This window comes from Pandoraea sp. NPDC087047 (assembly GCF_044745225.1).
GTDB lineage: Bacteria > Pseudomonadota > Gammaproteobacteria > Burkholderiales > Burkholderiaceae > Pandoraea.
This window is the reverse complement of record NZ_JBIUZU010000007.1, coordinates 356588-369836: the sequence shown is the minus strand read 5'-3', so window position 1 is coordinate 369836 and position 13249 is coordinate 356588. Positions and strand designations below refer to the sequence as shown.

Here is a 13249-nt window from a genome sequence, read left to right as displayed (position 1 = left end):
TCCGTTGTGCGGGGATCCCGGTCCCCGCACCGCGTGATCCCGTTTTTGCCGTTCCCGCAGATTGCCATCACCATGAATTCGCACGCCACGCTCGGCATCCTCGGCGGTATGGGTCCCGCCGCCGGTATCGACCTCTGCCGCAAGATCGTCGATCAACATCCGGCCCACCGCGATCAGGATCACATCCCGTTCATCCTGTACTCCGTGCCGCAGATTCCCGACCGTACCGAAGCCCTGCTGCGCGACGGCGCTTCGCCGCTCGAGGGCATGCTCGACGGCGTTCACGCGCTCGAACAATCGGGCGCCGGGTGCATCGCCATTGCCTGCAATACCGCCCATGCATGGCTTGATGCGCTGCGTCATCGCACGCATCTGCCCGTGCTCGACGTGGTCGAAGCCGTCGCAGGGGAGTTGTCCCAATGTGTCGCCCCCGGCGCGACCATCGGCCTGATGGCCACCGAGGGCACGCACCACGCCAACGTCTATCGGCCCCGGCTGGAAGCGCTGGGTTATCGCTTCGCCGCCGCGGCCGAGCCTCTGGCGCACCAGGCCCTCGTGAACGAAGGCATCCGGCTCACCAAGGCCGGGGAAATTTGCCGCGGCGGTGAGGCGCTTGCAATGGCCATGGAGCCGTTGCTTGCGGCTGGCGCGCAACGCGTCATTCTCGGTTGTACGGAAATTCCCGTGGCGCTGGCCACCTGCGAAACGCCGCTCGGACGTTTCGGTCTGGACGCATCCGCCGCGCTCGCGCGCGCGTGCATCGCCTGGTCGCTCGCCCATGAGGGCGCGGCCAACCCCATCCCCACCTGAGCGGGCGCCGCGCCCGCTTGCCATGCTCGTGCGCCATTCTCAATTTCCCGCGCGCCGTCTCACCTGCCGCGAATCGCGCCTCGCATAGCGCGCTCACCGCTGTAGCGATGTTGCATCGCAATGACAAAATCCACGATTGCCGCCCCCTCAAGTGGCTCGCGCTTGGGTAGACTGGCGCACGCACGATGCTCGCGCCGGTGGGCTTGCCGGCGAGATCGCGGGGGGGCACGACGGTGATCCGGGGCACGCTTGCGCGTCGGACTTCTGCCTGGCGCCGTCGGCCATGCAGGAAAAAATACCGTTTGTCTTGTAGGAAAAAAACCACCAGCGGAAAAGCGGCGCAAAGCGGCATGAAACGCGGGTTGGGGCCATCAAAATCGCTGGCGTCTTTAGCTATAATGGCCCACAATCCATCGGACACCTGCCGGACCCGCGTCCGGCCATGAGCGCGTTTGCCTGAACGGGGAAGCACATGAGCGGCAGCGCGCTCGACGTGATGCATGCACAGACAACAACAATGAGTTCAGATCGACTCCCAGCCGGTGTGCCTTTGGTCGAACCTTCGACCCTGGCCACGGCAATCGCCGGGGCCAATGCCACGGCGCCGGCCCCGGCATTGTCCCGGGCGCTGGTCGAGCTGACCGGCGGACTTTCGGCACATGTTGCAGCCGATGGCCGTTTCCTTTTCATTGCCGAAGCCTCCCTGCGTCTGCTTGAGTACTCGCGTGAGTACCTCGACCATGCCACGCTCTTCGAGCTGACCGGCATCGAAGACGTTCCCCTGCTGCAAGATGCGTTCTCCGCCGCCCAGACCCTCGGTCCCCAGCAGTGCACGGTTCGCCTGCTGCGCGGTCTGACCGACCGGGTCTGGATGCGTCTTCGCATTGCCCAGTACACGCCGCGTATCGCCGGTGCTAACGCCTCGTTCCTCGTGCACGGCGAAGACATCACCGCATTCAAGGAAAACGAAGCGCGCCTGTCCGATCTGGCCGTGCGCGACTCGGTGACCGGGCTGGGCAATCGTCAATACATTCAGCAGTGCATCGTCGAGACGATTCAGCACGCACGTGAAGGCGGCCCGAACTTTGCCGTCGCCCTGCTCGATCTGGACGGCTTCAAGAAGGTCAACGACTCGCTGGGCCACGACGTGGGCGATCAGCTCCTGCGCGACGCCGGCCAGCGCCTGACCGCACAGATTCGCGAGACGGATATGGCCGCGCGCATGGGCGGCGACGAATTCGTGCTGGTGCTGCCCGGCTGCGACAACGAACAGGCGCTCGGCGGCATCATGAAGCGACTGCTCTCGGCGGTGCAGCAGCCGTTCCAGGTGGGCGATCAACTCCTGCACCTCACCACGAGCATTGGCGTCTCGTTTTATCCGCAACACGGCGACTCCGCCGGCCTGCTCATCAAGCACGCCGACGCCGCCATGTACTGCGCCAAGGATCGCGGCCGCAACGGTCTGTTCGTCTATACGGACGATCTGGGCGACCTGCATCGCAAGGCGTTCTCGCTGGAATCGGCGATGTTCGAGGCGATTCACAACGGTGAATTCAGCCTGCACTACCAACCGATCTGCGACCCGATTTCGCTGAACGTAAAGGGTGTCGAGGCGCTGATGCGCTGGCATCCGGCGCTCGGCCCGGTGTCTCCGGCCGAGTTCATTCCGCTGGCCGAAGCCAACGGTCTGATCAACTTGCTGGGCGGCTGGGCGTTGCGCGCAGCCTGCATGCAACTCGCGCGCTGGGATCGCACCCGGCTCGATGGGCTGTACATGTCGGTCAACGTCTCGGCACAACAGTTTCACCACCCGTCTTTCCCGAGCCTCGTGTGGCAGGCCATTGCCGACTCCGGCGTGGAAGGCCACCGGCTCGTGCTCGAAATTACCGAAAGCGTGCTCATGCGCGACCCGGAGCAGGCCAATCTGGTGCTGCGCGAGTTGCAGACGCTGGGCGTGCGCTTCGCCGTCGACGACTTCGGCGCAGGTTATTCGAGCCTGGGATACCTCAAGCGTTTCCCGCTCTCCGCACTCAAGATCGACCGCAGCTTCGTCAAAGACATGCCCACGTCACCGAATGACCGTACGATTGTGACGGCAGTCCTGGGACTGGCACGCGAGCTGGGGTTGTCGTCGGTGGCGGAAGGGGTCGAGACGGAAGAACAACGGCAGATGCTGATCGATCGCGGCTGCCATTCCATCCAGGGCTGGCTGGTATCGAAGGCCTTGCCTGCGGGAGAACTGGAGGCGGCCTTTGCGAGCGGGCGTCTCAACGTGGATGCCGGCCACTGACCGGACAACCCCGCTACCATGAGTCTTACCAAAGAAAAAACGCTCGAATTACTGTGGCAGCGCATGGCAGAGCGCGGCGACTTTCCGTCGCTGCAACGCTCGGTCACGGGCATCGTGTCCGCCATGCAGAGCGAGAACACGAGCACGGCCGACCTCGCGTCGTCGGTGCTCTCCGATTTCTCCCTCACCCAGAAAGTGATTCGTCTGGCCAACTCCGCCATGTATGCGCCGTTCGGCTGCAACGTGACGACGGTCTCGCGCGCCATCATGATTCTGGGCGTCGACACGATTGGCCACCTCGCCCTGAGCCTGAAGCTGCTCGAGGGTTTCGGCGAAGTCGCCGCCCGTCGCGACGACATGGCCCGTGAGCTGGCCCGCGCGACCCTGGCAGGCGCCTTCGCGCGCGACATCACGTCCAAGAATGGCATTCGCGACGGTGAAGAAGCCGTGGTCTGCACGCTGCTGCACCATGTGGCGCGCCTGCTGGTGACCTATTGCTTCCCGGACGAGTGGGCGGAAATCCAGGCCATCGCGGCCGAGCAAGGCATCAGCGACAGCGACGCCTGCGAACAGGTGCTGAGCATCTCGTTCCCCGAACTGTCCGAAGCGGCGGCGCGCAAATGGGGCCTGCCGGAGTCGATTGCCACGAGCATGCGTCCCATCGATCTGGAAGGCGACGCCCCGCTCTCGCACGGCGACTGGTTGTGCGCTGTGGCGAACATGTCCAACGAGATGGTGACAGAGCTCACGCGTGGCGCCGATCCGGCGCGTCTGGCCGAGCTGGCCGAGCGCTATGCCGACCGACTCGCGCTGGATATCAGCGAAGTGGTGTCTGTCGGCGAAGAGATGGCGCGCGATACGAGCCATCAGGAATTCATTGCGATCAGCACAGGGGCGTCGAATACGCGCCAACCGCCGGCCGGCAAGCCGCTGGACTCGGCGCGGCGTCTGGCCGACGGGCTCTCGGAAGTGCGTGCCGCCACCGGCGAGACAGATGCCGTTGGCCTGCTCAATCTAACGCTCGAAGCCATTTTGCAGTCGCTGGGTTTCGTCAATTGCGCGGCATTCGTGCGCTCGCCGGTGAACAAGGTCTTCGAGATGCGTTTCGGCATCGGGCGCGACGTGCAGCCGCTGCTGGGCCTGACGTTCCCCGAAGCGTTCGAGCCGGATGTCTTCCATCTGGCGCTGACCAACGGCCGGGCGATTCTGATCGACAATGCGCGCGAGCCGCGCATCGTGCCGCGCATTCCGGTGTGGCATCGTCAGCATTTCTCGAATGTGAAGTCGTTCTTCCTGCTGCCGGTTCGTCAGCGCAACCAGACCGTGGCCCTGCTCTACGGCGACTGGGGCGGTGCGTTGTGCGCGGGCGGCATCGGCGCGAAGGAAATGGAGTTCCTGCATTACATGGGGGACGAGATCTCCAGCAAGCTCGAGAGCGTGGCGCAGCAAAACGCCAAAACGGGCAACACGGGCGATTCGCTTGCCCGCAAGCCGTCGGGTACGACTGGCGGGCGCTGAGCCGCGCGCGCATCGCGTCCCGGGAACTCGTTGAAAGTCGTTGAAAGTCGTTAAGCCGCCGATGTCCGGTGGCTTGGCGACACATCGCTGGCCATCCCCCTCCGCCGGCATCTCCCTCCCCCTGCCGGTCCTCGTGGATACCTGCCTGTCGGCGGGGGCGTCCGCTTGTCTCCGTTTGTCTCCGTTTGCTCGGCTTACACCATGTGCACCTGCCAGCGCGCCGATGCAACGTGGGTGTCTCCGCAATTCATACGTCAAACACAATCTTTAGTATTGCGGATTCGATATGAGCGGTTTCGGCCGCTGGTCTCGGGCGGCATTGCACTGGACGATTCGCACGCCGTCCTATTCTCCGGCCTCGTTCCGGCGACGTACTGGCGCTCGCCCGTAAGCTATACGGCATCAGGCTTTTCACCGATCGACGCTTGCCCGGTGCGTCGGCGTACCATGTCGCCAGACCGCAGTTTTCCGCTACGACTGCGCGTTGTCAGGCTGCCGCGTTCCTCCCGCCGCCGTCTCGCATGTTTTTTGACGCGACTCGCTGCACTCCGGTAAAAAATTTACGCTCCGTTTCAGGTTTCGCCATGTAAATCAAATCGTACCGTCGGATCAGGAGAAGACATGAGCCAATCTGCTGCTGTACCGGTGCACCCCGTCGACGAGCGCCTGCCGCTCCCCAAGTTATTCACGCTGGGATTGCAGCACGTGCTGGTGATGTATGCGGGCGCCGTTGCGGTGCCGCTGATCATTGGCGGCGCGCTCAAGATGTCGGTCGATCAGATCGCGTTTCTCATCAACGCGGATCTCTTTGCCTGCGGCATCGCCACGCTGATCCAGACGCTCGGCCTGTGGATCTTCGGTCTGCGTCTGCCGATCATGATGGGGGTGACGTTCACGGCCGTCACGCCGATGATCGCCATCGGCACGAACCCCGACCTCGGGCTGCTCGACATTTATGGCGCGACGATTGCCGCCGGCCTCATCGGCATCGTGATCGCGCCCTTCATCGGCAAACTGCTGCGACTCTTCCCACCTGTGGTGACGGGCACGGTCATCACGGTGATCGGCATCTCGCTCATGGGCGTGGGCATCAACTGGGCGGCGGGCGGCTTCGGCAACCCTGACTACGGCAATCCGCTGTATCTCGGCGTGTCGTTCGCGGTGCTGCTGTGCATTCTGTTCATCACCAAGTACGTACGCGGCTTCTTCTCGAACATTGCGGTGTTGTTGGGCATTCTGTTCGGCACGATCGTGGCGATCGCGTTGGGCAAGGTGTCGTTTGCCGGGGTGTCGGAAGCGCCGTGGTTCGGTTTCGTCATGCCGTTCCATTTCGGCGTGCCGCGCTTCGACCCGATTGCCATCGCCACGATGACCCTGGTCATGCTCGTGACCTTCATCGAATCGACCGGCATGTTCCTCGCGGTGGGCGATATCGTGGGGCGTCCCGTCGATCAGAAGACGCTCGTGCGCGGCTTGCGTGTCGACGGACTGGGCACGATGATCGGCGGCATTTTCAACACGTTCCCGTACACGTCGTTCTCGCAGAACGTGGGACTGGTCGGGGTGACGGGCGTGAAAAGCCGTTGGGTCTGCGCGATGGGCGGCCTGATTCTGATTGTGCTGGGGCTGTTTCCGAAGGTGGCGCACGTGGTGGCGTCGGTGCCGCAGTTCGTGCTGGGCGGCGCGGGCATCGTGATGTTCGGCATGGTGACGGCCACCGGCGTGAAGATTCTCTCGACGGTGGATCTGTCGAAAAACCGTTACAACCTGTACATCATCGCGATCAGTATCGGCGTCGGGATGATTCCGGTGGCGTCGGACAAGTTCTTCATGAAGTTGCCGCACGCACTCGCCCCGTTCTTCCACAGCGGCATTCTGCTCGCGTCGATCAGCGCGGTGCTGCTCAACGCGCACTTCAACGGCTTGCGTAGCGAAGAAGAAGCGAGTGCGCTGGCGCAGGAAGCCGGCAAGCAGGCCGACGCCGCCCATTGAGCGACGGTGGTGTCACGTCAGTCAGGGCAGCGTGACGGCTCTGGCTGGCGAGGTGGCACCTCGATCGCTTTCGCTAAGGCATATTGCGAAATCCCCATCGGTCCCAGCCACGCCTGTGCGAGGATCTCACCCGGTGTCGCCAGCGGTATTTCGGGTCACGATCGGCCTCCGCCGATCTTTTGCAGATTCAGCAGAAATATCGGAACTCGCCCGTCAACGAGATCCGTGGCAATCGACTATTTCGACGTCGGAAGCGTTGCCCGCATCGAAGCGGAAACACAATCGCCACTGATCGTTGATACGGATGCTGTACTGCCCCAGCGCGCTTTGCGCGCAATGCTTCGAGCCGATGACCCCGCGGGGCTCGCAAAAAGCCCAGTGTCGCGGCAGATGCAATTGCTGAAGTTTGCGCATGGCAACCGTCTCAACTACGCGCCAGCGCATTACCCGGCATCCGGACAAAAGCGCCGTATCCCTGCATTTGAAATTTTCAATCAAGATCAATAACGCTATGCGTTATTAACGTATGGCGCTAGTACTAAAGCGAGGCGCCGGTCACGTCAATTGAGAAGGCGAGGGCCACGCATGGCGGGGGGCCGGAGACACGCCATCCTACCGAACTCCCTTCAGTGAAAGTTCCGACTCGACACTGTGAGTTCGCCGAGCATCGGCGAGAGGTCGATCAGGCGATGCGCGACCAGATGCATCACTCGCTCCTCGCGCTGCCACACACCTTCCACGCCCAATAACGACGACGTCAGCAGCGCCTTGCGCTGCGCCTCGACCAGATCGGGCCAGACGATCACGTTGATGACGCCCGTCTCGTCTTCCAGCGACACGAAGACCGTTCCATTGGCGGTGCCCGGCCGCTGCCGCCCCGTCACGATGCCGACCGTGCGCACACGCCGCCCGTTCACACCCTCGGATTGCAGCTCCTTCGCCGTGCGCACTTTCATCTTCGCGAGCTTCTCGCGCAACAGCAGCAGCGGGTGACGCCGCAGCGTCAGCCCCGTGCTCGCGTAATCGGCCACGATATCCTGCCCTTCCAACATCGGCGGCAACGCCACCGCTTCGTCTTCGCTGCCGGGCGTCGCATCGCGCAAGACCGTCGCGCCCAGCAGCGGCGTCGGCGGTTGCCACGCCGCCACCGTCCAGCGCGCCTGACGCCGCCCGCCCAGCAAGGACGACAACGCGTCGGCAGCAGCCAGCGCATCGAGATCCCGACGCGACAACACGGCCCGTGCCGTCAGATCGTCGATGTCGGTAAACGGCCGCTGCCGGCGCGCTTGCTCGATCGCCGCTGCGCCCTCGGCGGATAAGCCCCTGACCAGCGACAGCCCCAGCCGCACCGCCGGCCGGCGAGGGGTTCCATACCGGCCGACCTTCGTCTCGGGACGCGACTCGACATCGCTCACGCACACGTCCACCGCGCGGACCTCGACGCGATGCCGCCGCGCGTCCTGCACCAGTTGCGACGCCGAATAGAACCCCATCGGCAAGCTATTGAGCAATCCACACAGGAACATCTCGGGGGCATGGCACTTGAGCCACGCACTCGCATACGCGAGCGACGCGAAGCTCGCCGCATGACTCTCGGGAAACCCATACTCGCCGAACCCCTCGATCTGCCGGCAGATCGCTTCGGCAAAGTCGCGCGGATAGCCGTTCTTCAGCATTCCTTCGATGATGCGGGTCTGGAATTTCTCGAGCCCGCCCTTGCGCTTCCACGCGGCCATCGAACGGCGCAACTCATCGGCATCGCCGGCCGTGAAGTCAGCGGCAATCATCGCGATCTGCATCACCTGTTCCTGAAAGATCGGCACCCCCAACGTGCGCTCCAGCGCGGGTCTGATGGCGTCGCACGGGTAGTCGATCTCCTCCGGTTTCAGCTTGCGCCGCTTCAGATACGGATGCACCATGCCGCCCTGAATCGGGCCGGGGCGTACGATCGCGACCTGCACGACAAGGTCGTAGAACTTCTCCGGTTTCAGACGCGGCAACATGCTCATCTGCGCACGCGACTCGATCTGGAATACGCCCACCGTATCGGCCCGGCGAATCATCCCGTACGTCGCCGGATCGTCGCGCGGAATGTCGGCAAGCTCCATCGGCGTACCGCGCCACTCGCCCAACAGATCAAGCGTGCGGCGCAACGCACTCAGCATGCCGAGCGCGAGCACGTCGACCTTGAGCAGCTTGAGCGTCTCGATATCGTCCTTGTCCCATTGAATGACGTAGCGATTTTCCATGGCCGCCGGGGCAATCGGCACGAGTCGCGAGAGCCTGTCGCGAGAGATCACGAAACCACCGACGTGCTGCGACAGATGTCGCGGAAAACCGATCAGCCGCGCCACCAGATCGGCCCATAGCCGCGTGGTCGGGGCGTCGGGGGAGAGCCCTTGCGCGGCCATGCGGGCGAGCAGGTTCTCTTTGCCGTCCCACCACTGCTGGCTCTGCGCGACCTGCTCGACAATCGACAGATCGATCCCCAGCGCCCGCCCCGTGTCGCGCACCGCACTGCGCATGCGATAACTGATGACCGTCGCGGTCAGCGCCGCCCGGTCATTGCCATACTTGCCGTAGATGTACTGGATCACCTCCTCGCGCCGTTGATGCTCGAAATCCACGTCGATATCGGGAGGCTCGTTACGTTCCCTGGAGAGAAAACGTCCGAACAGCAACTGCATTTCGTCAGGATTGACCGCTGTGATGCCCAGGCAATAACACACCGCCGAGTTGGCCGCCGACCCGCGCCCCTGACACAGAATGCTCTGACTGCGTGCGTATTTCACGATGTCGTAGACCGTCAGGAAATACGGTTCGTATTCCAACTCGCCAATCAGCGTTAGTTCGCTTTCGATCAGGTCACGCACCTTCTGCGGCAGACCGTTCGGATAACGGCGCTTCGCCCCCGCCTCCACCTCCTGGCGCAGATACGTCACCGGCGTGTGCCCCGCAGGCACCAGCTCTTCCGGGTACTCGTAACGCAGCTTGAACAGCTCGAAGTGACACCGCGAAGCGATGGCCACCGTCTCGGCCAGCGCCTCCTGCGGATAGAGCCACGCGAGCCGCAAACGCGTGCGCAAATGCTGTTCGGCATTGGCCGCGAGCGACAACCCGCACGCCTGCACCGGTTTGCTCAGCCCGATGGCGGTGAGCGTGTCCTGCAACGGTTTGCGCGAACGCACATGCATGAGGACATGACCGGTCGCAACGAGCGGCACGCCGCACGCCGCGGAAATCGTCCGCAGGTGGGCGAGTTGCGCGTCGTCATCGGCACGGTGACGACGCTCCAGTGCAAGCCACACCCGCCCCTCACCGAACGTGCGTGCCGCCCAGCGGGTCTGGGCCAGCGTGCGCTCGGGACTCGCGTTGGCGTGCGGCACGACGATGATCAGACACCCCCGCAGACCACGCAGATGCGCCTGCGCTTTGGCCGGTGCGCAGAAGTCCCTCGCATGCAGACGATAGCTGCGATTCGGGCCACGCATGCGGCCGAGCGTAATCATCTCGGATAGGTTGCCGTAGCCTTCGCGATGCTGCGCAAGCGCCACCAGATGCACCGTGCCCAGGGCGTCGAGCGCAAGGGAATCCGCGTCGCCCGCCGCGACACCGGGCAGCATGGTCTGCCCGCCTGATGGGGATAGCTTCGCTTCCGACGACGTCGATGAAGCCGATGAAGCCGACTCGTGCGACGCCGCATGCTCAGGCGTCAGACGAAACTCGCTGCCCACGATCAACGACACCGACGGATACTTGACCGCTTCGGCGCGCGCCCGGACAACACCGGCCAGCGAACACTCGTCGGTAATGGCCAACGCGGTGTAGCCCAGATGCGCCGCGCGCGCGACCAGTTCCTCCGGATGCGACGCCCCGCGCTGGAACGAGAAATTCGACAGACAGTGCAACTCGGCATAGGCCGGCAGACTGCCGTCTTCCCCCGCGGCCGGACCGCAGGGGGCAGCCCTGGGGCTGTCGGCACCGTCATCGTTGGCGGCCAACCCTTCGGTCGGCCCGTGCCACGGGAGGAAATCGTCGAGATTCATAAGAGGGCGGACCTGCCGGGCTCAGCCGAACAGGCCATGCAAATACCACGCGGCATCCGCGCCCTTCACGGGACGCTCCCGAAACACCCACAGCAACGCCCCCGAGGTATCGGCCGCAATGAAGTAATCGCGCGTGACCGTGCCCGGCTCCCACCATCCGGCCTCGATACGCTCCGGCCCGCTCACCAGTTGCAATGGCCCCTGTCGCCACGGGCGCTCCTGCTGCACGCTCAGTCGCTGCGGCGCGTCGAGCAGCCATGCCGGACGCGCAGGCAGCACATGTGCGGTATCCGGCAGATGACGGTTCGCACCGGACATCGATCCTTGAGAGGTGCCGGGGGTGCCTGTCGCCGTGCCGTTCGTGCCGGAGTTCATTCCCGAGTTCGCCGCCATCGCATACGGCACGCTAACGCCCGCCGCCTCGGGGCGATGATCGCCACGCACCTGCAAACGCCGCACGTGCTCATCCCCCAAACGCGCCGCCACGCGCTCCATCAACAGCACGAAATCCTGCCGCTCGCGCCCCGGCTCGGGGAGCAACGAACCACTTTGCGGAACGTGGGCGGCCGTCTGTGTGACGTCGAGCCGCAGTGTCAGCACCGGCGCGACCAGCGGCGAACGCGCGAGCCGCTCCTTGCACAACGACAGCAAATGCGCCGGCGCGGCACTTGCCTCGGCCAGACGGATGTCGAAACGCGTTGGCGCCAATGTTTGCCTGCCGAGCGGCTCGTGTTCGAGCACCAGCGTGAGCGCGCGCGTCGCCAGTTGCCCGGCGGCGAGCCACCCCGTCAGTTGCGCCAACAGACGGCGCAAGCCGAAGAGCAACACCTCGACGTCATGGGTGAGCGACGGTAACGGCAGCACGGCTTCGAAATGCGGCGGTGCGCGATACCACGCCGGCGCCTCCGGCGTCTCGCCATAGGCGCGCGCGAGCGAGGCGGGAAGCGCGGCACCGCAACGGCGTCTCACGCCCGCGGAGGGCAGCACGCGCAGTTCGCCCAACGTCGCACAACCGATTTGCGCGAGCCAGTCGAGCCACGGCTGCGCCTCGGGCAACAAGGCGACCGGGAGCGAGTCGAGTTGCGACGGCAACGCTGTCGCCGGTGGCGGCAGAAGCGGAGGGAACGAGGTAAACGGCTCGCGATGCGATCCCGGCGACGAGGTCGCAAACATCGCCGCCGAGCTCGGCACCGTCGCCGGCACGGTCGAGCGGCGCGAAGCTCGCGCCTGCATCGCGGCCTGCATTTGTTGAGGCGTCGGCGCATGGGGATCGACGGGGATCGGCATCGCCTCGCCCGCCCGCGCGAGCAACGCCGCCGCACTGGCCGTGGCGGCAATGCCCAGCGACGCCCGATGCCCGAGCGCCTCGGCGCTCTCCAACACTTGCGTAGCCAGCGATGCCAGACCGCCGAACAACCGCAGACTCGGCGCCACGTCGATCAGCACACATTGCGGCGCGGCGATCGCCACATCGGGGCCGAAGCGCAGCAACGCCAGCGCCAGGGCTTCGAGCGCCACCGTCTCGGCCGCTTCGTCGCGATCGTGAAACCGCGCCTGCGGCAACAGCGCCAGCACGCCGCCGCGCCGCATCCCCGGCTGCACCCCGGCCGCCTGCGCCGCCTCACTCGCCCGCCAGACACGCGATTGCGCCAGCACGACCGTGGTGTCGACCGTCCCGTCAGCCTGTGTGAGCGCAGAGGCGATCTCGAGCGACAGATAAGGAAGATGCAGGGCGATCCAGCAGGCCATGCGAGACTCCGGAAGCAGAAACAAAGGACACCGCACACGGTACGGGCGAAGGCGTTGGTTCGGGCCGGGCAGGCAATGGCATTTCATCGTGCGCGGCGCCCGTGACCGGTTGGGGCACACGCACATACGGGGCAGGCAACGTCAGCCAAAGCGGCTCGAGACGAGGCGGGCCGCGACGCTTGTGAAACTGCACGCCGAGACGGCTCTCCTTGCCAACGACCAACCCCAGCCGCAGCGGTGCCGCCGAGGCGATCGAAGCCGCTGCGGGAGGACGAATGACCCAGGTCAGCGTCTCACCGCCACCGGCAGCCACCTGAAGCCGTCGAAGCTGCTCGGGCGTTGCCGTGGGAAGCCAGGTCAGGACCGCCCCGCAGCACGCGCTCTTGAGCGCCTGCTCGGCGCACCACAGCATGTCGCGATCCCCGGCCTTCATGCCGCGCTCCCCTCGTCCACTGCCCGGCCGTGACCTCGGGTATGTCTGAGATGCCTCAGGTGCCTGAGATGTCGGACGCATCACCACACGGAGCCAGCGCAGATCGATCCCCCATCCCGCGAGTGCCGGGGCGTACGGCAGCATCGGGGGCGCAATCACCATCACCGGCTTGCCCGCCTGCGTGAGATCGCGCAGTGCCGGTGCCAGCAAGCGCCACTCCCCGATCCCCGGACGCTCACTGAGCAACTCCGTCACCGCGCCATGCGGCCACCCGGCGCCAGGCAACTCGGCGTCGAGCGCGGCAAAACCGGTGGCGTGACCCGCGCGCTGACAATGCGCCAGCTCACTGGCGCGCCACAGCCCGGCAGGCAAAGAGGAAAGCGACTGTGAAGCAAGCGGCAGGGTCATGGA

At 64.9% G+C, this 13249-nt stretch carries 8 protein-coding genes and 1 pseudogene; 5 read left to right on the top strand and 4 right to left on the bottom strand.

All coding sequences use genetic code 11. The annotated features are described in order from the left end of the window. The first annotated feature begins 72 nt into the window (after positions 1-72). The 4 genes from ACIPHM_RS15985 (at position 73) to ACIPHM_RS15970 (ending at position 6610) form a co-directional block, all read left to right on the top strand. Positions 73-810 (top strand): aspartate/glutamate racemase family protein, encoded by a 738-nt coding sequence (locus ACIPHM_RS15985; protein ID WP_400329903.1) that lies wholly within the window; start codon positions 73-75, stop codon positions 808-810. A gap of 550 nt (positions 811-1360) precedes the next feature. Next, positions 1361-3100, top strand: coding sequence for a putative bifunctional diguanylate cyclase/phosphodiesterase (locus tag ACIPHM_RS15980; RefSeq protein WP_400329900.1), 1740 nt, complete (start codon positions 1361-1363; stop codon positions 3098-3100). An 18-nt stretch (positions 3101-3118) separates the two neighbouring features. Beyond that, entirely contained in the window at positions 3119-4618 is a 1500-nt protein-coding gene (locus ACIPHM_RS15975) for an HDOD domain-containing protein (RefSeq protein WP_400329898.1), read from the top strand. Between the two features lie 621 nt (positions 4619-5239). Continuing rightward, positions 5240-6610 (top strand): nucleobase:cation symporter-2 family protein, encoded by a 1371-nt coding sequence (locus tag ACIPHM_RS15970; protein ID WP_400329896.1) that lies wholly within the window; start codon positions 5240-5242, stop codon positions 6608-6610. Between the two features lie 44 nt (positions 6611-6654). On the opposite strand, the pseudogene ACIPHM_RS15965 reads toward ACIPHM_RS15970, so the two are convergent. Beyond that, a pseudogene (locus ACIPHM_RS15965) lies at positions 6655-6759 on the bottom strand (addiction module antidote protein, HigA family); the annotation flags it as partial. 76 nt (positions 6760-6835) lie between these two features. On the opposite strand from ACIPHM_RS15965, the gene ACIPHM_RS15960 reads away from it, so the two are divergent. Beyond that, positions 6836-7117, top strand: a complete 282-nt coding sequence (locus tag ACIPHM_RS15960; RefSeq protein WP_400329894.1) for a hypothetical protein — start codon at positions 6836-6838, stop codon at positions 7115-7117. Positions 7118-7236: 119 nt separating this feature from the next. Here ACIPHM_RS15960 and ACIPHM_RS15955 read toward each other — a convergent pair whose 3' ends face one another. Genes ACIPHM_RS15955 through ACIPHM_RS15945 form a run of 3 tightly spaced genes read right to left on the bottom strand, consistent with a single transcriptional unit; the run spans position 7237 to position 13246 of the window. Further along, entirely contained in the window at positions 7237-10656 is a 3420-nt protein-coding gene (locus ACIPHM_RS15955) for an error-prone DNA polymerase (protein ID WP_400329892.1), read from the bottom strand. Between the two features lie 21 nt (positions 10657-10677). Then, positions 10678-12405 (bottom strand): Y-family DNA polymerase, encoded by a 1728-nt coding sequence (locus ACIPHM_RS15950; RefSeq protein ID WP_400329890.1) that lies wholly within the window; start codon positions 12403-12405, stop codon positions 10678-10680. Continuing rightward, complete coding sequence (locus tag ACIPHM_RS15945; protein WP_400329888.1) at positions 12335-13246, bottom strand: damage-inducible protein; 912 nt, start codon at positions 13244-13246, stop codon at positions 12335-12337. Before ACIPHM_RS15945 ends, ACIPHM_RS15950 begins: the two co-directional genes overlap by 71 nt. Positions 13247-13249 lie beyond the last annotated feature (3 nt).

Coding starts and splice junctions, on each gene's coding strand:
- ACIPHM_RS15985 (WP_400329903.1), top strand. CDS start 73: ATGAATTCGCACGCCACGCTCGGCATCCTCGGCGGTATGGGTCCCGCC.
- ACIPHM_RS15975 (WP_400329898.1), top strand. CDS start 3,119: ATGAGTCTTACCAAAGAAAAAACGCTCGAATTACTGTGGCAGCGCATG.
- ACIPHM_RS15970 (WP_400329896.1), top strand. CDS start 5,240: ATGAGCCAATCTGCTGCTGTACCGGTGCACCCCGTCGACGAGCGCCTG.
- ACIPHM_RS15955 (WP_400329892.1), bottom strand. CDS start 10,656: ATGAATCTCGACGATTTCCTCCCGTGGCACGGGCCGACCGAAGGGTTG.
- ACIPHM_RS15950 (WP_400329890.1), bottom strand. CDS start 12,405: ATGGCCTGCTGGATCGCCCTGCATCTTCCTTATCTGTCGCTCGAGATC.
- ACIPHM_RS15945 (WP_400329888.1), bottom strand. CDS start 13,246: ATGACCCTGCCGCTTGCTTCACAGTCGCTTTCCTCTTTGCCTGCCGGG.